General features: G+C 44.9%; 13 protein-coding genes and 2 pseudogenes. 14 read left to right on the plus strand and 1 reads right to left on the minus strand.

All coding sequences use genetic code 11. The annotated features are described in order from the left end of the window. Position 1: 1 nt before the first annotated feature. From BVE84_RS03550 to BVE84_RS03590, 9 genes and pseudogenes are all read left to right on the plus strand, one after another. A pseudogene (locus BVE84_RS03550) lies at positions 2–94 on the plus strand (ATP-binding protein); the annotation flags it as partial. A gap of 268 nt (positions 95–362) precedes the next feature. Then, positions 363–5,435 carry a ZmpA/ZmpB/ZmpC family metallo-endopeptidase gene (locus tag BVE84_RS03555; protein WP_076995715.1) on the plus strand — a complete coding sequence of 1,691 codons (5,073 nt, stop codon included), beginning with the start codon at positions 363–365 and terminating at the stop codon, positions 5,433–5,435. A 172-nt stretch (positions 5,436–5,607) separates the two neighbouring features. Continuing rightward, a complete protein-coding gene (locus BVE84_RS03560) occupies positions 5,608–6,651 on the plus strand; it encodes a glycerate kinase family protein (protein ID WP_076995716.1) in 1,044 nt (347 codons plus the stop codon). Positions 6,652–6,842: 191 nt separating this feature from the next. Then, complete coding sequence (locus tag BVE84_RS03565; RefSeq protein WP_076995717.1) at positions 6,843–8,600, plus strand: ABC transporter ATP-binding protein/permease; 1,758 nt, start codon at positions 6,843–6,845, stop codon at positions 8,598–8,600. Continuing rightward, entirely contained in the window at positions 8,593–10,230 is a 1,638-nt protein-coding gene (locus BVE84_RS03570) for an amino acid ABC transporter ATP-binding/permease protein (protein WP_076995718.1), read from the plus strand. The genes BVE84_RS03565 and BVE84_RS03570 overlap by 8 nt, the downstream gene beginning before the upstream one ends. A gap of 612 nt (positions 10,231–10,842) precedes the next feature. Then, positions 10,843–11,436, plus strand: coding sequence for an MptD family putative ECF transporter S component (locus tag BVE84_RS03575; protein ID WP_076995719.1), 594 nt, complete (start codon positions 10,843–10,845; stop codon positions 11,434–11,436). Next, a complete protein-coding gene (locus BVE84_RS03580) occupies positions 11,433–12,092 on the plus strand; it encodes an energy-coupling factor transporter transmembrane component T family protein (protein WP_076995720.1) in 660 nt (219 codons plus the stop codon). The genes BVE84_RS03575 and BVE84_RS03580 overlap by 4 nt, the downstream gene beginning before the upstream one ends. Next, a complete protein-coding gene (locus tag BVE84_RS03585; RefSeq protein ID WP_244157390.1) occupies positions 12,059–13,492 on the plus strand; it encodes an ABC transporter ATP-binding protein in 1,434 nt (477 codons plus the stop codon). The genes BVE84_RS03580 and BVE84_RS03585 overlap by 34 nt, the downstream gene beginning before the upstream one ends. Before the next feature lie 231 nt (positions 13,493–13,723). After that, entirely contained in the window at positions 13,724–14,878 is a 1,155-nt protein-coding gene (locus tag BVE84_RS03590; RefSeq protein ID WP_083708212.1) for a carbohydrate-binding domain-containing protein, read from the plus strand. Positions 14,879–15,287: 409 nt separating this feature from the next. Here BVE84_RS03590 and BVE84_RS03595 read toward each other — a convergent pair whose 3' ends face one another. Continuing rightward, the gene (locus BVE84_RS03595; RefSeq protein WP_076995723.1) at positions 15,288–15,947 is read right to left on the minus strand and encodes a trimeric intracellular cation channel family protein; all 660 of its coding nucleotides are present in this window, start codon (positions 15,945–15,947) and stop codon (positions 15,288–15,290) included. A gap of 229 nt (positions 15,948–16,176) precedes the next feature. Between BVE84_RS03595 and BVE84_RS03600 the strand changes: the two genes are divergently transcribed. From BVE84_RS03600 to BVE84_RS03620, 5 genes and pseudogenes are all read left to right on the plus strand, one after another. Beyond that, positions 16,177–17,145, plus strand: coding sequence for a thiamine pyrophosphate-dependent dehydrogenase E1 component subunit alpha (locus BVE84_RS03600; RefSeq protein WP_076995724.1), 969 nt, complete (start codon positions 16,177–16,179; stop codon positions 17,143–17,145). A 581-nt stretch (positions 17,146–17,726) separates the two neighbouring features. Next, positions 17,727–18,722: an alpha-ketoacid dehydrogenase subunit beta gene (locus tag BVE84_RS03605; protein ID WP_076995725.1), complete on the plus strand. Its 996-nt coding sequence runs from the start codon at positions 17,727–17,729 to the stop codon at positions 18,720–18,722. Between the two features lie 338 nt (positions 18,723–19,060). After that, complete coding sequence (locus BVE84_RS03610) at positions 19,061–20,449, plus strand: dihydrolipoamide acetyltransferase (RefSeq protein WP_076995726.1); 1,389 nt, start codon at positions 19,061–19,063, stop codon at positions 20,447–20,449. A 199-nt stretch (positions 20,450–20,648) separates the two neighbouring features. After that, the gene (gene lpdA / locus BVE84_RS03615; protein WP_076995727.1) at positions 20,649–22,403 is read left to right on the plus strand and encodes a dihydrolipoyl dehydrogenase; all 1,755 of its coding nucleotides are present in this window, start codon (positions 20,649–20,651) and stop codon (positions 22,401–22,403) included. Between the two features lie 736 nt (positions 22,404–23,139). After that, positions 23,140–23,220, plus strand: a pseudogene (locus tag BVE84_RS03620) (HAD-IIB family hydrolase); the annotation flags it as partial.

Raw genomic sequence — 23,220 nt, forward strand, 5'->3', positions numbered from 1 at the left:
TCAATCACTCACAGAGTTTGGCTGGGTTCGTGAAATGAATGAAGGAGTGAAGCGTATCTACTCTGAGATGGAGTCTGCCTTTCTCCATGAACCTAATACTCAATAAAAATCAAAAGTAGACTAGGAAACGAAGCCGAAGGTAGAACTAGCGTTCACCAAGGCAAGTTGACGAAGTATCCTTTTGATTTTTAAAGAGTATAACTTGCTTTCGGTTCGGTACCCATTCACTCGCCCCTGTCTCCAACCATCAGTCGCTCCGTAGTGTTGCTCAGCGTTTTGCTGGGCATTTTTTTCACAAACTTGTTCACGGATGGGATAATGTATGGTACAATAGCACTGAAGAATATTATGTGGGGGTGTTTATGAAAATAGAAAAATGTAAGCGCTTTTCGTTGAGGAAGCTGTCTGTGGGCTTGGTGCCAGCTGTCATTGGATGTATGCTGGTGTCATTTCAGGCTAGTCCGGTATTGGCGAGTGAGCAAAAGACGCATACAGTAAACTATCAGTATGTAAGTGAAGAGGAGTTGACAGAGGAAGAAAAGCAACGAATTGTCAAAGAGTTGCCAAAGTTAGAACAGGAAGAAGAGGCGACCTATTACTTAATCTATCGACCAACGAAGGCTAGGGTGGCAACTATATTACCGTCTACAGGAAGTGATTATTCATTACTCCTTTCTTCGGCTGCAGTATTGTTCATGCTGGTAGGAGTTGCTGTTGGTAAAAATAGGCAAAGAAAAATAACCTCTGTGTTATTGGTCACTATTTTAGGGAGCTCTCTTCTGCCACCTAGTGCCCTTGCTCTCTCAAGCCATGCGCTGGCAAGCTATAACCAAACGCTATCCGTTAGCGACTCTGGACAGGCACCAACCCCGCTAGATATTCCGAATTATCACTATGTCGGGTACATCAAATCCAGCCCGTCACAGCACCCCCTACCGCCACTTGATGAGCCGCAACCAAGTCCTCAAGAGGAGGATAAGCGTCAAACCGCTTCGCAACTAGAGACGGTACCATTTGATACAGTGTATGAATCAGATGATACGATGCCTTATGGGCAATTAAAAGAAGTGCAGGCGGGACAAAGCGGTGAAAAAACAATTACTACCTATGTAGATACGACGGAAGTCATTAGTGAACGGCTCACAAAAGCGCCGATTCAGCGAGTAGTAGTGGTAGGGACACAGCCGTCTGTCACAAGAGAAGAGATTCCGTATCGTGAACAACGGATAGAAGACGAGACCCTATCACAAGGACAGGAAGTGGTGGAACAGGCTGGTCGAAATGGAGTAAAAACGACCACCGTAACCTATGTACTGGATCAAGCAACAGGTCAAGTGACTCCGAACGACCCCGTAGTCACCGAGGAACCTGCCCTTGATCGAGTCGTCAAGGTGGGGACGAAAATCAACGCAATCGAAACCCGAGTAGAGCTCCCGTTTACCACTCTGTACGAAGCGGATGATAGCCTATTACCTGGTCAAACCAGGGACTTACAAGTCGGACAAGTAGGAGAAAAAGTTGTTGCTAGACAAGCAGATACAAATGAGGTTCTCCATGAGACGGTCATTAAAGAACCTATCCATCATAGAGTCGCTGTTGGTGTAAAGCCGACTGTCACAACAGAAGAAGTTCCCTATAACGAGCAGCGCATTGCAGATGATACCCTAGAACAGGGGCAAGAAGTGGTGGAACAGGTTGGTCAAAATGGGATAAAAACCACCACTATTACCTATACGCTGGATCAAGCAACAGGTCAAGTGACGGCGAATGCTCCCCTAGTCACCGAGGTACCTGCTGTCGATAGAGTGGTGAAGGTGGGGAGTAAGGTAGGCGAAGTTGAAACGCGTACGATGCTACCATTTGAAACGGTCTATTCAGCTGATGAGACTCTGGATCTTGGTCAGACGGTAGAGGTAGAGGCTGGACAAGCAGGGGAAAAGCTAGTAGTTACGCAAGTAGGTACAGGCACCCTTATCCGTGAAACCATAACGATACTCCCCGTTACACGGCAGGTTGCAGTGGGAACGAAACCGACCGTCATCACAGAAGTTGTACCATACAGTGAGCGTCGAATAACGGATGATACCTTGGAACAAGGGCAGGAGGTTGTAGAGCAGCCTGGAGAAAATGGGACAAAAACGACTACGACAACCTATACAGTAGATGCACAGACAGGTCAAGTCATTGCAGGTAGTCCAACGATAGCTATCCAACCGGCAAGAGATAAGATTGTTAAAGTAGGCTCGAAGGTAAAACAGCCACCGACAATGACCGTGTCCACGCTCACTAAAAATGAAGATACTAGGTCGGTGTCCATGACCTTTACCTTGAGTGATCCAAGTCAGACCTATCAATCGGCTAAGGTCAAGCTGTATAAGGGAGATGTCTTGGTTCGTGATATTGCGATTACAGATGTTCATGCGCCGCTGACTATCGGAAATCTAGAGTATTTTACCCCCTACACCCTTAAAACAGAGCTTACCTACGATCTAGGAAGCGGTGCACAGAGCGATATTCAACAATCGACCACCGTTGAACTAGAGTATAAGAAGATCGAATTTAGAGATATTAGCAGTGTTGAGTTGTATAAAAAGGTTGGTGATACCTATCAGTTACAGACTGAGCCACATCTAAGGGAGGACAACCTTCAGACACACTTTATCAAAGTCTTATCCACCAGCGGCAAGCCCCTGTGGTTACCAATTACGACTAGTAGTGAAGAAGAAAAAAATGGCCTGCCTGTCTATAAGGTCCGCGTTGCCTTGCCAGAATTAGTCCAAGATGAGCAAGGAAGCTATCAGGATAACGCTGTATTTTATCTTCCTAAGTCTGCCAACAGGTCGGAGCGACTGAACCAGTATCGGGCGGACTACACTATGGTAGAAAACGCAAGGGCAGAGCGGACCATAGCCTACCATAATACAGAAAAACTTCTGCCGTTTTATAATAAAGAGTACATTGTGCGCATGGGAAATCAGATCCTAGCTTCACAAAAATTGTATCAAACCAGTTTGCGTGATGTTGTGCCAATGATCGATCATCAAGCAATTTTAGATATTCATACTCATAAGACGGCAATCAATCGCCTGCTGCTCCACTATGATGACAATACGATAGAATATCTGGACCTCGCCTACAAAGGGGACTTCAAAAATAATCGGATAGCAGAGTATAGTATTGTAGGAACTCCTCTACTATATACACCAGAGGTCTTGGTAGATAGCTATTCAGAAGTCATTGATGCTGTGCTACCAACCCTATCAGCGATTGAATTGGACTCACAAGCAGTCCGTCAAACCTTGAAGATTCAAGAAAACGATACAACAAAATCGATTCAGGATTTGTACCTAGACAGCACATTTACTACTGTCAAGGCAAACTTAGCGCAAGAGTTGAGAAAGGTCTTATCAACGGATGCGGCGATTAACCTTCCAGAAGGAGCAGTCAAGGAGGCCCTGATTGAAAAAATAAAGACCAATGCTACACCGTTTCTTTTGGGATTAACTTATTTAAACAAGTGGTACAATATCAATTATGGTGCGATGAACGTCAAAGATTTGTCAGCCTATAAATTAGACTTCTTTGGCAACCAATCCGTATCGACAATTGACCATATCATCCGTTTGGGAAATGTTGGCTTTGATCTATTAAGGGCTTCAAATAATGTTCAGGCATTTGATAATGTCATCAGCACTGCCAAGCCGAATAAGACACTCTTTGATTATGTTGAAAATTACCGCCAACTATTTTTACCAACAAAATCGAACAATGAGTGGTTGAAAGAAAATAGTAAGGCCTATATCGTAGAAACAGTATCGGGTGTTGAAGAAGCACGTCAAAAACAAGATGCAGCCTACGGTCAAAAAAATAATCGCTATTCTGTGGGTGTCTACGATACCATTGCGAGTGATAGATGGTTCCATCGGAATATGCTACTACCCCTATTGACATTACCGGATGAGAGTGTCTTTGTGATGTCAAATATGGCCGGTATTTCCTTTGGTGGCTATGAACGCTATAAGAATGCCACGTCACTAACTGGCGATGAGTTTAAGGCCTATATGAGAGAGCGTGTCAATACTGCTGCAATCTGGCAACGGGATTATTTTGATATTTGGTATAACATTTTAGAGGATTCAGCCAAAGATAAGCTGTTTGCCACTATTTTGACCTATGACGGATTTAATTATGCCAATGCTTCTGGAGGATCGTCTTGGCGGACACTGCATGATAAAGATGCTTCCATTCAAGGATTCTTTGGACCGGTTGGTCGCTATTATCTCAGTAATGGCTCTGCAGCCTATGCAACGGGAGTTGTGATCCACTTTGTTGCATATGGTGTCTTGGATAAGGCAGGGTCTCAGACCTTTACGCATGAAATGACTCATAACCTAGATGGGACAGCCTTCTTTAATAATTTGCATCGTCGAGAAGGGCTGGGTGCAGAGTTGTTTGCCTTTGGCTTGTTAGAGTCTGTTGGAAAAAGCTCGTCTATCATCGGCCTCAATACGATGTTTAAAGAGCCTGTTGATGATGCAGATAGATACCATGCGGCAAATCCTTTGGAGCGCTATCAAAGTATGGCAGATGTCGACCAATACATCACCCGCATGTTTGATGTTATCTATACCTTGGATTATCTAGAAGCAAGCTCACTCTTAAAACAGTCCGATGATGTGAAGAAAAAATGGTTGCGTGTCATTGAAAACAAATACATCACTGATAGGGATGGCAATCAAACACATGCGGGCAATAAAATTAGACGTTTAGCTGACAATGAAGTAGCCTCCCTTCAAACCTTAGATGATTTGGTGGATCGGAATATAATCAATCGACGGTCATACTATGATGAGGCAGAGCCTGCCCGCAACAGTTATTATGGAATTTCCATGTTATCGCCTATCTATGCAGCCTTGTCCAATGAGAAGGGGGCTCCTGGTGATATCATGTTTAAACGGATGGCCTTTGAGCTTTGGGCGGCGAAGGGCTATAAAGATGGGTTCCTACCGTATGTATCGAATCAGTATGGTCAGGAAGCTCTAAATAGTGGTAGTCGCACCTGGTCAAATTGGTTCCAGCGATATGTCGGATTGATTACGGATAATTTAGTATTTGATAAAGTCTTTAACCAAGAGTATGGCACGTGGGCTGAGTTTAAAAAGGCAATGTATGCAGAACGTGTTGCAAAGGCCCCATCCTTAAAACCAATCACGATTCAGTATGAACTAGGTGTGCCGAATTCAACCAAAGAGGTGACCATTACATCGGTGCAACAACTACAAGACTTAATGGATGCAGCGATGGTAACAGATGCGTCAAATATTGACCGAACCACATCGCATACACCAGCTAGCTGGGTTCACTTATTAAAATCTAAAATTTATAAGGCCTATCTACGTCAAACAGATGATTTCAAAACATCTATTTATAAATAAGGAGACTCTTCCAGTGTCTGCTCATTGCTGTTTCGACGGGCTAAGTAGCTCAGTATCCCTTTAGCCCAAGTACCATTTTAAGTAGAGGAAGGACCAGTTTGATTGTTTACGACTATAGGAATGTAGCGGTAGGGTAGTAGCAGTGTTTTAAGTGGCGGTAATGGAGGACGATATGAAGATTATCATTGCCATTGATTCATTTAAGGGTTCGGCGACTTCTGCAGAGTTGAATCAGGCAGCAAGAGAGGCTGTCGAGGGAGTGCTTGCAGGGGCGAAAGTAGAGACCTTTGCGATTGCTGATGGTGGTGAGGGGACTTTGGCGGCTTTAGTGGAGGCGCTTGATGGAGAGTTTATCAGTGTTCCAACGGTGGACTTATTAGAGCGCCCTATTGAGGCTTCCTATTTTCTGGTCGGACAGACAGCCTTTATTGAGGCGGCGTCAGTCATTGGTATCGATAGGATAGCGCCGACACCAGAGACGGTTGAGCGAGCGACTAGCTGTGGCTTGGGAGCCTTGATTAGGGATGCTCTCCGTCGCTCATGTAAGGAAATCATTGTTACCTTAGGTGGCACGGGGACCTCTGATGGCGGACAGGGGTTACTGGCTAGTTTGACGAAAGAGGAGAAGGAGCAACTGCGCTCCCTTTCTCTTGTCGGGCTGACAGATGTGACCAATGTCTATGCAGGCAAGGAAGGGTACGCCCGTATCTTTGGTCCGCAAAAAGGGGCTCTTCCCCATCAGGTAGCAGCAATGGATCGGGAGGCTTTAGCCTATGTAGCACTCGTCAAGGAGCAACTGGGCATCGATTTGCAGACCCTTGCTGGAACGGGAGCTGCAGGTGGTTTGGGTGGTGCGCTTGTGGTCTTGGGAGGTGAGCTCAGAGCAGGCTTTCCCTTTGTGGCAGAAATCGTTGGCTTACAGCAGGCGATGCAGGAAGCAGACCTAGTCATTACAGGGGAAGGGTGCTTGGATGCCCAAAGTCTGAGTGGTAAGGTTCCAGTGGGAGTGGCGAGCCTAGCTCGGACCAGAGGGATTCCTACGATTGCAGTTTGCGGCAGTCTAGCGACAGAGCTAGGAGTATTTGATGACTATTTTTTAGCCACCTATGCTATTCAGACGGGAGTCTATCCTCTTGAAACAGCCATGCAAAAAGAGGTGACCTTAGCCAATATCCGCTTTGTTGTCAGAAATATAATCCGGACTTTTTATCCATAACATCAGGGAGTAGGACAGGACTGTAGCTTTGCGAACGGTACCTGTTTACTCCCTTTTTTGTGTGGTGAATGTTTCTCTCATTTTTGACTATAACAATGTTTATAGTTGATTTTTATTGAGTGCCAGATTAGAATTTACAGATAATTCAAAGAATGTTATAATAGTCACAAATAGGAGAAGGGAGGAGTGGGATGCATCAAGCTCAGAAACTGTCACGGAAGAAGAGAAAATATCTGTTGGCACGACTAAAAGAGCAGATACGACCGAAGATGACAGTGGTCTATGTGGCAGCTTTGTTGTCTTGGGTTCAGTTTTTGGTACGGGTTTTGAGTTTTTACTGGCTGAGTCACATTTTTGCTGCTTCTCTAGCAACAGAAACGATTGCCCTCAATGACTTACTCTTTCGTATGTTAGCCGTGAATTTGGTCGGCTATGCGGTAGCGCTTATGGCGAAGCGCTTGCAGGGAATCGGCTCCCAGTTTGCCCGTGATGCGTTGAAAAAATCCTTTTTTGAGGTCTTGATTGCGCGAGATGGGCAGTTTGAGTCGGAGGCAACGGCCTCAGATGTCTTTACGATAGCCTCCCAAGGCATTGATAGCCTGGATACCTATTATTCCCATTACCTGACACTGGCGCTAAGGACCTATCTGAACTGTACAACGGTTCTCCTTGTGGTGGCTTGGCTGTTCCCGCTAGGGAGCCTCCTCTTTCTTATAGCTCTTCCTCTCATTCCGCTTTCGAGTATTCTTATGCAGAAGCGCTCACAGCGTATCATGAATCGCTACTGGGCCTCCTATATGGATGTGGGGAACCTTTTTCTAGATGATTTGAAGGGCTTAAATACCTTATATACCTATCAGGCAGATGCCGTGTATGAGAAGAATTTCAATGAGCAGGCAGAAGAGTTTAGGGATGCAACGATGGAATTGTTAGGTTTTCAACTGCAGGCAGTAGGCTACATGGATGCAGTCATGTATCTAGGGATTGGAGTATCCGGCTTTTTAGCTATCGGTCAGTTGGTTACGGGACACCTGTCCTTGTTTCAGTTTATCTTTTTTATTCTGATTGCGACCGAATTTTTTGCCCCGCTTCGAGAGCAGGGCTACGGTATGCACCTTGTCATGATGACGACCAAAATGGCTGATCGTATCTTTTGTTTTTTAGATAGTATGGAGGAAATATCAGAAGGACAGACGCCGACTTTAGAGAGTTTTGATTGTGTACGATTGCGAGGGGTCTCTTTTGCCTATGAAGGAAAGGAGGTCTTGCAAAAAATTGACGCCGACCTATCAGCGGGACATCTCTATGCTATTTCAGGAACGTCTGGACAGGGCAAGACAACCCTAGCCCAGCTCTTGATGAAACGCTTGACTCCCCAAACAGGAGAGATTGTATGTGGTGAAACTGCTCTTAAAAATGTGTCTCAAACAGCTATCAACCGCGAGGTTCTTTATGTATCGAATCAATCTTACCTGTTGAATCAATCCATCTATGACAATTTGGCAATGGCCTGTGATTGGACAAAAGAAGAAATCCTCGCATGGATAGATAGGCAGGGTGTCTTGCAGTTTATCCATGATTTGCCAGATGGCTTAGAGACGATAGTAGGAGAAAATGGACAGAAGGTGTCTGTCGGTCAACGCCAACAGATTATCTGCGCCCGAGCAATCTTGGCGAAGCGGTCCCTGTATATCTTTGATGAAATAACGTCGAGCATTGATGCGGATAATGAAGCGCAGATCTTTCGCTTGATTGAATGGATTGCAAAGACGGCAATCGTCGTGGTGATCACCCATAAGATGAAACAGGTGTATCGTGCAGAGCAGACCCTTTTCTTGGTAGATCATCAGGTGTTTATAGGTTCGGCAGAGGAATTGTATCATACGATTCCAGCCTTTCGCCACTTAGTAGATACTCAGGCAGAATTGGAGGCATCCGTCTATGGATAAAGAAAGATACCCGACAAGAATGGTGGTGTTCCGGTTGATAAAGATGATGCAACACCTGCTTTTCTACATTGGGCTAGCGGTTTTCTTTGCGGTTATGGGAGTTGGCACCACGATTGGCATTCCTGTTTTGTTACTACAATCAGCAGGGAAGGCTTTAGAGAAGGGGACAGCACCGTCTGGGTGGCTTCTTCTAGTCTTTATCTGCTTGGGGTTGTTGCGGGGTGTCTTCCGATATGGTGAACACTACTTTGGGCATTATGTGGCTTTTCATAGTCTTGCCACCTTGCGAAAGATGGTATTTGCCAAATTACGCCGTATGGCACCGGGTAAATTGGATGGTCAAGACAGTGGAGTCTTGCTCAAGATGATTGGTGAGGATATTGAGGCCTTGGAAATCTTTTTTGCCCATACCTTAGCACCTATTGCCACAGGAGTGTTGGTAGCCATTCTAGTAGCTGGTTTTTTTGCCTGGCAGAGTCTCCTCTTGGCAGCTCTAGCCCTTTTGACCTATGCTGTTCTGGGACTCGTCTTACCGGAGCGATTTGCCAAGGAGTTGACCCCTATTTTACAAGCACAGCATCAGGAGAAAAAGAGTTATGCAGCTTCTTTTCTTCAAGGATTGAAAGCGGTCAAGGATTTATTACAATTCCAACAAATGCCTGCCTACACCAAGGTCTTGCAGGGACAGAGTCAACAAGTCAATGCGAGGGAAAGGCAGGTGGCTCAGACCAATTTTATGCAGCAGGCAGGTAGTTTTGCGGTGATCGGTCTCGGTCTGACTCTCTTTGCTTGGCAAACGCTCCTACTTGTTGAAATGGAAGAATTGAGCGGATTTGCGGGCCTATCGTTAGTAGTTGCCTTTACCAGTTCCTTTGCACCATTTCTGGAGCTAGGTCGCCTGCCTTTAGGGTTTAGACGTGCCATGAATGCGGGGCGTAATATCTTGGCCCTGCTCGATGAGCCAGAGATGGATAAGACGGGAGAGCCTTTCTTGGAAACCATCGAGGAGATTGGCATTCGCGACCTACAATTTGCTTATGCACCTGATGGGGTACCCATCTATGATGGCTTGTCCGTCGACTTTACAACAGGGGGTATTATTGGCATTGTGGGAGCGTCGGGAGTGGGAAAATCAACCTTGATGAAACTGGTGATGCGTTGGTATGATTGGCAGGCAGGAGAGATTCGCTTGAACAAGCGCAATAGTCAGACGGTGCATCCTTACCAGCTACAGGCCCATTTTGCTTATGTCCCCCAGCAACCCCAGATGTTTAAACAGACCATTCGTGAAAATCTGGTCCTGGGACGGAGGAATATCTCAGATGAGGAAATCCTTTCTTTGGCAGAAAAATGCCAGATGAAAGACCGTATTTTAGAGACAGAGGCTGGGCTTGACACGGTGATGGATACGACGACATTTTCGGCTGGAGAAGCCCAGCGGTTGGAACTGATGCGAGCCTTGTTAAAGCAAGCAGATTGCTATATTTTCGATGAACCGACCAGTCATTTGGACTCGCTGAATGAAGCCTTGTTCCTCCAGTTGGTCAAACAGGAGTGCAGGGGCCTAGTCTTTCTTATCTCCCACAGGGAGACGACCCTTGCCTGCGCCGAATGGGTTTACAAGCTATAGTCGTTTCGTTTATACCTAAAGGTAGCCACAGCTGTAATGGACTAAATCTGAAACAGCTGCGTCTCTTTTCTTACTTCGACGAGTGAAAAGCTCCAGTGGAGGTTTTCAGCCTACCACCTTTCATTAAAAAAGTGGTCGTTAGAAACTCCGTTTCTCTATTTCCAACCTTGCCCACTTCGCTCTCAAATTTCTAGGCTCAGGCTGAAACAGTTCACCGAACTGTTTCACTCTCCCAGATGATTGGAACTCGCTTTGCTGTACTCTACGATTGTTACTGACTATCGTCAGTATGATTTCCAACCTTCAACAGTCATTAGACTGTTGAAGCAACCTGTAGCTATTGACACGAGTTACCTCGTTTCATTTTCAACCTTGCCCACTTCGTCCTCAAATTTCCAGGCTCAGGTTGAAACAGTTCACCTAGAAATAAGAAAGTGACCCTAGAAGCCTGGGCTAGGAAATAGGAAATCTGACGAGTGTTCGATGAATACAGGAAACGATAGCAACTACCTTTGATTTCCTTGCCTATTCAGACGTTAATTTGATAGAGTAGTGGTACTTCCTAATGTGACAATCAAGACAGTTCTGCCCTTAATAACGATGGAGAAGATGATGAAAGAATTAAAAGTAAACGATTTGATGGTGACAGGAGCTTTTGCAGCTCTCTACTTCCTATGTGTGGGTCTAGGAACCTTAGTAGCCACCTTATTTGACCGTTCGGGGAATATGATGTATGCTCCGGCCTTTTCGGCCATAGCAGGCGGTCCAGTCTATATGCTATTAGTGGCTAAGGTAGGAAAATTTGGCTCGATTAGCTTGGTGAGTGCTGTTATGGCTTGTTTCTTTTTCTTATCGGGTTATATGACGGCAGCCTTTTTGCCGAGTCTCTTCTTTGGTATATTGGGAGATTTTATTGCAAAACAGGGAGCTTACAAGCGCACAGGGGCTACCATCGTGAGTTTTGTCGTTTTTTCTTTTGGAAATCTAGGACCGATTATTCTGATGTGGTTGATGAGAGATGCCTATGAGGCAAATCTTTTAGCACGTGGGAAGTCTGCGGCCTATATTGCCCGTGTCATGGTTGACTTTACCCCTGCTAATGTACTGGGCTTGTCCGCAACGATTGTGGTCGGAGCCTTGATTGGAGCTTTTTTAGGTCAAAGAATGCTGACTAAGTCTTTCAAAAAATCGGGGTTATTAGAATGAGGTTTGATGCTAGAAGCAAGATCTTATTGGTCATTTTTGCGGGTGTCATTTATGGCCTACCTATGACAGTGCTAGAAGGTCTCTATCTACTGGTCGGCATGGCAGTTTGTTACTTTCTTGTAGGGCATATAAAGATGGGTTTCGTCACCTTGCTAGGTTATCTTGTGGTGAATCAGCTGAGCCAAGTGGACTGGCTTCCCATGTGGATCTTTCGCTTCACCTTTATGCTGAGTCATATCTGGTTTCCTCTGATGGCGGGACACTTTCTGCTTCTTACGACCTCGACCTATGAATTGATTCATGGCCTTAGAAAGTGGCGTTTACCAGAAAGTTTTTTGTTGACCCTAGGGGTTATGTTCTGCTTTCTTCCGCGGATAAAAAAAGAAATTAGGCTGGTTCAACTCTCTTTACAGACACGAGGAATATGTTTGAGGAAGCGCGATCTCCTCAAGCAGCCTCATCGCTATATAGAGTATCTCTTGGTTCCCTTAATGATGTCGTTGCTGCGTGCGGCCCAGGATTTGACAATAGCCACCTTGACTAAGGGACTGGCAGTGACAAAGAGACCGAGTGAATTTCTGCAGTCTCGTTGGACATGGATAGATTGGAGTGTGTGTGCGTGGTGTCTCAGTTTCCTGATTCTGAAATTCAACTAGAAGCCAAATCTCTGCGACTTAGGTATGCTCAGAGCGAGCAAGGAGCTTGCCAGATAGAGGACTTGCGTCTTGAAAAAGGTCACTGTCTAGTCTTGTGCGGTCCGAGTGGGTCAGGTAAGTCCTCCTTTTTACACCTTATCAATGGGCTAGTTCCAGAATACTATCAAGGGGAGATTGAGGGAAGTTTACGAATCGGACGGCTCTCCTATCAAGAGGCCAGTCTCGAACGCTTGGCTGAGGATGTCGCTTCGGTCTTTCAGAATCCGGCTGTCCAATTTTTTCACCGGGAAGTTCTACAAGAATTAGTCTTTCCTTGTGAAAATCAAGGACTGGACCGCAGTGAAATTTCTAAGCGGTTGGCAGAGGTGACCAAACATTTTCAGTTGGAGCCTTTATTGAGACAGTCTGTAGAAAATTTATCCGGAGGACAACAGCAGGTGGTTGCGATTGCAACTGCAGCGATGCAGGGGACAGATATTGTAATCTTTGATGAGCCGACAGCTAACCTAGATGCACCAAGCATTAAGCGAGTGCAGGAGCTGCTCCTTGCCTTGAAAAAGCAAGGAAAGACCCTCATTATTGCAGAACATCGTCTGGCTTATTTGCGTAAGCTGGCAGATTCGTATGCTTATTTTTATGATGGAAAGCTCATAGAACACTTACCTGCGAGTGTATTTTTAGCTTACTCGGAGGAGAAACGAGAAGAACTGGGCTTGCGGGCATCTGATGTCAGTCCTTACCAGACTCAGGTAGGAGAACTGGCTTGCTCCTTTCGCAATGACCCAGCTGGTCTTGAACTGCAACACTTTTGTGTCTATCATCGAAAAGACTGCCTCTATCGATTAAAACGATTAGTGTTGGCTCCTGGACAGGTCGTAGGCCTCATAGGGGCCAACGGTTCTGGCAAGACGAGCTTTGCCCGCTCTCTGCTAGGCTTAGAAGGTGATAAGACAGGGCCTGTTTATTGGCAGGGGCAGGCCTTAACTGCTCGCAATCGTCTCCTCACGATGGCCTATGTCATGCAAGATGTGCGCCTGCAACTGGTAACAGAACAGGTGGAGAAGGAGTTGAGCTTAGGGCTTGCCTCAAATCGGATAGACCGTGAAATAGTGCGAGCCTTTCGCCTTTCCCAGCTCCTAGACCGTCACCCCATGAGTCTATCAGTGGGGGAGCAACAACGCCTAATGATTGCAGCCAGCCTATTGGGGGATAAAGACATCTTCATCTTTGATGAGCCTTCAAGTGGTCTGGATAGGGAGCAAATGGAGCAGCTCGCTACTCAACTTCAATTCTTAAAGTCTAAGGGGAAATTGGTCTTGCTGATTTCCCATGATGCTGAATTACTCGCTCGAGTTTGTGATAAAGTGATGGATATAGAAAGGTTGGCACATAAGGGTTAGGCAATGCGCGTAGCCCTTTTTGCTTGTAGGATACTCCTGTTTAATACTCTTTAAACATCAAAAGGATACGCTGTCAACTGTTGATGTTTATGGAGTATAAGTTTTCTTTTAGGAAAAATTAAAGAATTTTTCAGAAAACAGATGTATACTTTTTCCATGTCGATACTCTGTGAAACATCTACCGAAGGTTATTTGCGGGTGTCGAAAATGATAGAAATCGAGGAATCATGTATGCAGTTAAAAAAGATCTTAGTGTCATCGGTGACACTGTTAAGTATGAGTTTACTTGTAGCTTGCTCAACCGCTACAGGTCAATCGTCAACCAGCACACAGACGAGTCAAGTTGCGACTAGTCTAGCGACTACAGCGTCCAGTGAACTTGACTGGGATAGTCTACCGACCAAGGAGGTGACCCTGACGAACGAAGGGCTAACGATTACAGAGGCAGGGACCTACATCTTGACAGGTAGCACAACAGCAGGTGTGCAGGTCAAGGTGACTGGGAATGTCCGTTTAGTGTTAGCAGGAACCAATATTTCCAGCCAAGATACTGCGGCAATTTTTGTAGAAGCAGCAGACAATGTAGTCTTGGAATTAGAGGAGGGAACAAAAAATCTTGTGTCAGATAGCAAGCAACATAGCGATAGTAATATCGAAGGGGCGATTCATTCCAAGGCCGACTTGACGATTACAGGTGGGGGGAATTTGACGGTAGAGGGCAATTTTGAAGATGGAATCGTCTCCTCGGATACCCTCGTCATTGAAGCAGGAACTGTTCAAGTCAGTGCAACAGATGATGGTATTCGCGGGAAAGATGCGGTGATCATCACAGGGGGAACGATTGATGTGACTGCTGCAGGCGATGGGATTAAGTCCAATAATGATGAGGATACGACCAAGGGAAACATTCAGATTACAGGCGGTAGTACGACGGTTCAGGCTGGAGATGACGGCATTAAGGCAGCCTCTAGTTTGACGATTGATGATGGGCAAGTGGCAGTGACCAATAGTACAGAAGGGCTGGAAGCTACAAATGTGACAATCACTGGCGGAACGGTTACGGTTACTGCCACAGACGATGGTATCAATGCCGCAAGCGATGCTCTGGGAGCCGATATTTTTATCAAAGTGACAGGTGGCAGTGTCAATGTGACGGTCGGTCAAGGTGATACGGATGCCTTTGATTCAAATGGAGATTTGTCCATCTCAGGAGGTAGTATCACAATCACAGCACCAACATCAGCCTTTGACTTTGATGGCACAGTTAGCTTCACCGGCGGTGATGTAACAGTCAATGGGCAAAAACAAACCGACATTGTTGCCATGGGACCAGGTGGTGGCTTTGGTGGGGGACATGGAGCAGGGGAACGGCCAGGTGGTTGGTAATATAGTATGTTTAGTTTATACCTAAAGGTAGCCACAGCTGTAATTGACTAAATCTGAAACAGCTGCGTCTCTTTTATTACTTCGACGAGTGAAAAGCTCCAGTGGAGGTTTTCAGCCGGTTCCCTGGAAATAGGGTGGAACTATTGAGAAAAGTCACGACTTTTCTTATTTCCAACTTGAAATAGTTATCAACTATTTCAACTACCTTCGCCTGCGATATAAGGAAATTAGCGATGCTAATCTCCTATTCAACCTTTCACAATTCTTAATTGTGAAAGCTAGTCTACTTTTGATTTTTATTGAGTATAAGAGTAGTAAGACGATCCCTTTGCTGGAGAGGAGGGCAGTTGTTCTCACCAATTTCCATTGTGAGCGAAACTTTTATAGAGTAGTAAAAAAACGCTGAGCCTCAGCGTTTTTGACTGTTTTCCATGTTTGGTAGATTGATATGGTATTTAATAACCAGTAAGCGAATGAGGAGAAAGAGGCAGAATAGTCCGATAAAGACAGGGATGCGAGCCATTCTCCAATCAAGGACAAGGATGTGATAGCTAATGCCTGTAAAAAGGGCAAGAACAGCATAGACATCTTCTTTTAATACAAGGGGTGTCTCGTTGACGAGCAAGTCACGGATAATGCCTCCGCCAACACCGGTCAGGGCGGCTAGAATACCAGAGGTCATGAAGTTAAGGCCTAACTCAGCCCCGCTACTGGCTCCAATTAAGGCAAAGATGACGAGGCCGATCGCATCAAAGATAAGGTTCATCCTCCCGAGAAATTGATACAAGGTCTTATCGCGGGGGGATTCATTTTTTTTCGTGATGACGAATAAGTACATGATAATCGATACAAGGATAGAGAGATAGATAGAAGAAGGCTCTACAAAGGTGAGCGGAAATCGGTTGATCAAGGCATCCCGAATAAGCCCTCCACCGATAGCTGTAATGGTAGCCAGCAAGGTAATCCCAAAAATATCCAATTTTTTCTTAAAGCCTTTAATGGTTCCAGAAACAGCAAATGAGATGGTACCGATATAGTTACATATCAATAGAAATAAATCGAAATCCATAGCGACCTCCATGGCTATCTTATCATAAAACACAGGAAGATTCAACGGGATTTAGCTTGTGAAAAAAAGAACATGATGAGGAGAGAAAACTAGGATGAAATTGTGAAAAAACGCACGATTTCAGGTGTTTTCGTGAGATTGGTATCAAATAGAAAACGGTTAAATTATTTGCTATTTGTGAATTTTTGGATTATCATGAAAGGGAAACAGAACAACTTTGGAGGAAATTATGGTATCTATCTCAAAAGAACAACATTTGGATATGTTCCTAAAAATGCAACAAATCCGAGATGTGGATATGAAATTAAATAAACTGGTTCGCCGTGGATTTGTACAGGGGATGACCCATTTTTCAGTCGGGGAAGAGGCCGCTGCTGTTGGTCCGATTGCTGGCTTAACAGAACAAGATATTATCTTCTCGCACCATCGTGGACACGGTCATGTTATTGCTAAGGGAATCGACATTAACGGTATGATGGCAGAGCTTGCTGGTAAGGCGACAGGAACTTCTAAGGGGCGTGGTGGCTCCATGCACTTGGCCAATGTTGAAAAAGGAAACTTTGGTTCAAATGGTATCGTAGGAGGTGGCTATGCTCTTGCAGTCGGTGCTGCCCTCACCCAACAGTACCTTGGAACAGATAATATCGTTATTGCCTTTTCAGGGGATTCAGCTACTAATGAAGGTAGTTTCCACGAGTCTATGAACTTAGCGGCTGTTTGGAATTTACCGGTTATCTTCTTTATCACCAACAATCGCTACGGTATTTCAACAGATATTTCTTATTCTACTAAGATTCCACACCTCCATCAGCGGGCTGCAGCCTACGGCATGCCAGGTCACTATGTCGAAGATGGGAACGATGTTGTTGCAGTGTATGAAAAGATGCAGGAAGTGATTGAATACGTTCGTCAGGGGAATGGTCCAGCCATGGTGGAAGTGGAGTCCTACCGCTGGTTTGGTCATTCGACTGCTGATGCTGGTGCTTACCGTACAAAAGAAGAAGTCAATGAGTGGAAGGCAAAAGACCCACTTAAAAAGTATCGTCAGTATTTAACAGAAAATAAAATTGCTACAGATGAGGAGTTGGATGCGATTGAGGCACAGGTGGCAGAGCAAGTAGAGGCCGCTGTGAAATTTGCCCAAGAAAGCCCAGATCCAGACCTCTCAGTTGCTTACGAAGATGTGTTTGTGGATTAAGTTGTGAGGTCGTTTAAAAAACGACTGAAAAATAGGGAACTGACACAGTGTGCTTGCACACAAGGAAGTTCGCACCCAAAGGTAGCCACATTCGTACTTCAGCTGAAGCTGAAACGATTGCGTCTCTTTTTTCCGAGTTTTTAGACCGAACACGATTTTAATGTAAAAAGTTGGACGATGTTCTGAGGAGCAAGTCAAACTACGGTATCCACTATGGTGGACTACCTACTTACTGGAGGGGAACAAAGTTCGCCCAGTCCTTAGTTCGAGTACAATTCTAAGTTGTGAGGTCGTTTAAAAAACGACTGAAAAATAGGGAACTGACACAGTGTGCTTGCACACAAGGAAGTTCGCACCTAAAGGTAGCTACATTCGTAATTCAGCTGAAGCTGAAACGATTGCGTCTCTTTTTTCCGAGTTTTTAGACCGAACACGATTTTAATGTAAAAAGTTGGACGATGTTCTGAGAAGCAAGTCAAACTAGGATGTCTCAAGCAGGTATGCTGATCAATGATGGTGGGGGAATTGGTTGATTTTCCTTAGTACAGCAAAGATAAATTGATATAAATTAGGAGTATAAAATGGCTGAAACAAAAGTAATGGCCTTGCGTGAAGCAATTAACTTGGCTCAAAGCGAGGAAATGCGTAAGGATGAACGTGTATTTTTAATGGGAGAGGACGTAGGAATCTATGGCGGAGACTTCGGTACCTCTGTTGGAATGTTGGAAGAGTTCGGGGAAAAACGTGTCCGCGACACTCCTATTTCAGAAGCAGCGATTGCAGGTTCTGCAGTGGGAGCTGCTCAAACAGGTCTTCGCCCAATCGTTGATTTGACCTTCATGGACTTTATCACGATTGCCCTTGATGCGATCGTTAACCAAGCTGCAAAAACGAACTATATGTTTGGTGGTGGTTTGAAAACTCCTGTTACCTTCCGCGTAGCTTCAGGTTCAGGAATTGGGTCAGCAGCGCAACACTCACAGTCTCTAGAAGCCTGGTTGACCCATATTCCGGGAATCAAGGTTGTTGCACCGGGTACGGCCAACGATGCGAAAGGGTTATTAAAATCATCTATCTTGGATAACAATCCGGTTATCTTCCTAGAGCCAAAAGCACTTTACGGTAAAAAAGAAGAAGTGAACCTTGACCCAGACTTCTATATCCCACTTGGGAAGGGTGAAGTCAAACGGGAAGGTACAGATGTCACCATCATTTCTTACGGCCGCATGTTGGAACGTGCCTTGAAGGCAGCTGAAGAAGTGGCAGCTGAAGGTATCAGCGTAGAAGTGGTTGACCCACGTACCCTTATCCCATTGGACAAAGAATTGATCATCAATTCTGTGAAGAAAACAGGCAGAGTGATTCTTGTCAATGATGCCTACAAAACAGGTGGATTCATCGGTGAAATCGCATCGATCATCACAGAAAGCGAAGCCTTTGACTACTTGGATGCCCCGATCATCCGTATCGCTTCTGATGATGTACCAGTTCCTTACGCAAACATTCTTGAAAATGCAGTATTGCCAAACGTGGAGAAAATCAAAGCAGCAATTTACAAGCAAGTAAACAAGGGGTAATCTATCGTCATCCGCTTATCTTTTTGACTTTGTTGATTTGGCTTGTCTAACGTAAGTTATGCCTGCACCAAATCGTCTCGTTAGAAAAGCAATCGGAAAAACGCTAACTCTGCTATGCTAGAATCTAGAAATTCTAGCTTCACTAAGAATGCTTGGAAAAGAATGGAACCGATTTGCTAATCGAAGCCTGGTTTGGTTCTTGACAAGGTAAGAAACTGAAAGAAAGGAATTGAACCCGTCCGGAAAACTCGGAAAAAAGATAAATCGTTACGAAAATTAAGATTTCCTACGATTTCCTATTTTTCAGTCGTTTTCTGTTCGGACTTGGTATCTTAATAATGGCTATTGAAATCATTATGCCTAAGCTCGGTGTGGACATGCAAGAAGGTGAAATCATCGAGTGGAAAAAACAAGAGGGCGATTTCGTCAATGAAGGCGATGTCCTCTTGGAAATGATGTCTGACAAAACCAGCATGGAGTTGGAAGCAGAAGAGTCAGGCGTCCTATTAAAAATTGTTCATGGAAACGGTGCAACCGTCCCTGTTACCGAAGTGATTGCCTACATCGGTGCAGAAGGCGAAACAGTCGAAGCAGGAGCTTCATCTGCTCCTGTGGTTGAGCCAGCGGCAGCAATCGAAGAAGTGCCTGCAGGTCGTACCCCAGTTGTCGTTGCTCCGACAGTTGCAGCGAAGCCCCAAGGTGGTGGCAAGGTTCGTGCGACTCCAGCCGCTCGTAAGTTGGCGCGTGAGCTTGGAATTGACTTGGGTCTTGTTCCAGGTACGGGTGCCAATGGTCGCGTTCACAAGGTTGATGTAGAAGCCTTCAAGGGAGCAGCGCCAAAAGCAACTCCACTTGCTGCTCGTATTGCAGCAGATCAAGGTGTAGACTTGGCTACCCTTACAGGTTCAGGTGTCAATGGTAAGATTGTCAAGGACGATGTTCTTGCAGTTCTTGCACCAGCCGCTACAGAAGTTGCAGCAACGGCTCCTAAGGCTGAAGAAAAACCAGCTAAAGAGTTGCCAGAAGGTGTTGAAATCATCAAGATGAGCCCAATGCGCAAGGCTATCTCAAAAGGGATGGTTCATTCCTACCTTACTGCCCCAACCTTTACGCTCAATTACGATATTGATATGACCAATTTAATGGCGCTGCGCAAGCAAATTCTTGAACCAATCATGAATAAGACGGGCTTAAAAGTGACCTTTACAGATTTGATTGGTCTTGCTGTAACCCGCACCTTGATGAAGGAAGAGCATCGTTATATGAATGCTTCGCTCATCAATGACGCCCAAGAAATTGAGCTCCACAAATTTGTCAACCTTGGAATTGCTGTTGGCTTGGATGATGGCTTGGTGGTTCCAGTTGTCCATGGTGCAGACAAGATGAGCCTGTCTGACTTTGTCGTGGCCTCAAAAGATGTGATTAAAAAAGCCCAATCAGGTAAGCTGAAAGGGGCAGAAATGTCTGGTTCGACCTTCTCTATTACCAACTTGGGTATGTTTGGCACCAAGACCTTTAATCCCATCATAAATCAACCAAACTCAGCCATTTTAGGGGTAGCTTCAACAGTTCAAACACCAGTTGTGGTCGATGGTGAAATTAAAATCCGTCCGATTATGGCTCTCTGCTTGACCATTGACCACCGTATTATCGATGGTATGAATGGTGCTAAGTTTATGGTTGATTTGAAGAACCTACTGGAAAACCCATTGGAACTGTTAATCTGATAATCGTTTTTCCATGGGACAAAACTAAAGAAATGTGCATTTCTGAATAAAAACTAAAGAAAGGGAATAAGAGCGAGAGAGTTTTAGCAACTGAACCCGAGCGGAAAGCTCGGAAAAAAGATAAATCGTTTAGAAAATCAGGATTTTCTACGATTTCCTATTTTTCAGTCGCTTTCTCTTCGCTCTTGGTATCTTAATCATGGCAGTTGAAATTATTATGCCAAAACTTGGCGTTGACATGCAAGAAGGTGAAATCATCGAGTGGAAAAAACAAGAAGGTGATCTAGTCAAGGAAGGTGATGTCATCTTGGAAATGATGTCTGACAAGACCAGCATGGAATTGGAAGCAGAAGACTCAGGAGTATTGCTAAAAATCGTTCGTGGGAATGGTGAGACAGTACCTGTTACCGAAGTGATTGGCTACATTGGTGCAGAAGGCGAAGTGATTGAGACAGGTGCAGCACAAGTAGCAGACATCGCACAAGCAAGCGCAGACTTGAAAGCGGCAGGTCTTGAAGTCCCAGCTACTCCAGCAGAGCTTCCGACAGCACCAAAGGCAGAGCTGGCGGCTGATGAATACGATATGATTGTTGTCGGTGGGGGACCTGCGGGGTATTATGCAGCCATTCGTGGTGCTCAACTGGGTGGCAAAATTGCGATCGTTGAGAAATCCGAATTTGGTGGAACATGCTTGAACAAGGGCTGTATCCCAACGAAAACCTACCTTAAAAACGCTGAAATTCTTGACGGTCTGAAAATTGCAGCAGGACGTGGGATTAACCTTGCTTCTACCAACTATACGATCGACATGGATAAGACAGTAGACTTTAAAAACTCTGTTGTAAAAACATTGACAGGCGGGGTACAAGGTCTCTTGAAGGCCAATAAGGTCACCATTTTCAATGGTCTTGGTCAAGTAAATCCAGATAAGACAGTGACGATTGGTAGCCAAACGATCAAAGGGCGGAGCATCGTCCTTGCGACAGGTTCAAAGGTATCTCGTATCAATATTCCAGGTATTGACTCGAAACTTGTCTTGACCTCAGATGATATTCTGGATCTTCGTGAAATTCCGAAAACACTGACTGTTATGGGAGGTGGCGTTGTCGGAGTAGAGCTTGGACTTGTCTATGCATCTTATGGTACGGAAGTAACTGTTGTCGAGATGGCAGATCGCATCATTCCAGGCATGGATCGTGAAGTGTCGATTGAATTGCAAAAGGTTCTTTCTAAGAAAGGTATGAAGTTCTTGACTTCTGTTGGTGTGTCTGAAATCATTGAAGCCAACGACCAACTGACCATCAAGTTGAATGATGGAACAGAAATTGTATCAGAAAAAGCCCTCCTTTCCATCGGCCGTGTTCCACAGTTGGCAGGTCTTGAAAATCTAAATCTGGAGATGGATCGCGGACGAATCAAGGTCAATGCCTACCAAGAAACCTCTATTCCAGGTATCTATGCCCCAGGTGATGTGAACGGGACGAAAATGTTGGCCCATGCTGCCTATCGTATGGGTGAAGTGGCGGCTGAAAATGCTATTAAAGGAAACCACCATAAGGCAAAATTGGACTTTACCCCTGCAGCGGTCTACACACATCCAGAAATTGCAATGGTTGGTTTGACTGAAGAGCAGGCGCGGGAGCAGTATGGTAACGATGTCTTGGTCGGCAAATGTAGCTTTACTGGAAATGGTCGTGCGATTGCTTCAAATGAAGCGCATGGGTTTGTCAAAGTTATCGCAGAAAAGAAATATCATGAAATTCTCGGAGTTCATATCATTGGACCAGTCGCAGCTGAAATGATCAATGAAGCAGCAACGATTATGGAATCAGAATTGACAGTAGACGATGTAGCAGCTTCCATCCACGGGCATCCAACCTTCTCAGAAGTGATGTATGAAGCCTTCTTAGATGTCTTGGGAGTGGCTATTCATAACCCACCAAAACGGAAATAATAGAGCATTCAGTTTATACCTAAAGGTAGCCACAGCTGTAATGGACTAAATCTGAAAAAAATCAAAAAGATACTTCGCCAAGAGTCTCAGTGAATTGAACTCGGGCTACGAGCTGTGCAAAAAAGATAGTTGTTTCCTAGAACTTGTAGTTCTTCGTCAAAACTCCTATTTTTGCTTTGCTCGTTTAACGCCCTCGTATCTTGATGAGTGAAAAGCTCCAGTGGAGGTTTTCAGCCTACCACCTTTCATTAAAAAAGTGGTCGTTAGAAACTTCGTTTCCTTATTGCCAACTTCAAATAATTTCATGATTATTTGAACTCGAATTGCCGTACTCTACGATTGTTACTGACTATTGTCAGTATGATTTCCAACCTTCAACAGTCATTAGACTGTTGAAACAACCTGCAGCTATTGACACGAGTTACCTCGTTTCATCACCAACCTTGCCTACTTCGCTCTCGGATTTATAGGCTCAGGCTGAAACAGTTCCCCGAACTTCTGTGGTCACTTTCTAGTTTCTGGGTGACCAGCTGAAACAGTTCCCCGAACTGTTTCACTCTCCCAGACTAGTGGAGCAAGTACTAAAAGCAACCTGAAATGCTAATATCTAAAAGAAAGTCCACGTGGCTTTCTTTTTTAAAGTTCCTACAATAGTATCAGTTTTTCGCAGTTTTCGACTGTTTTTTGAGAAAAAAACAGACTATACTTGTAGTAGAAAGAAGACAAGGAGAATAAGATGCCAAAGATTATTTTTTTAGATGTGGATGGTACTCTGGTGGATTACCACAACCGTATTCCTCAGTCAGCGATTGAGGCG

Origin of the sequence: Streptococcus azizii, from assembly GCF_001984715.1 — a bacterium.
Classification (GTDB): domain Bacteria; phylum Bacillota; class Bacilli; order Lactobacillales; family Streptococcaceae; genus Streptococcus; species Streptococcus azizii.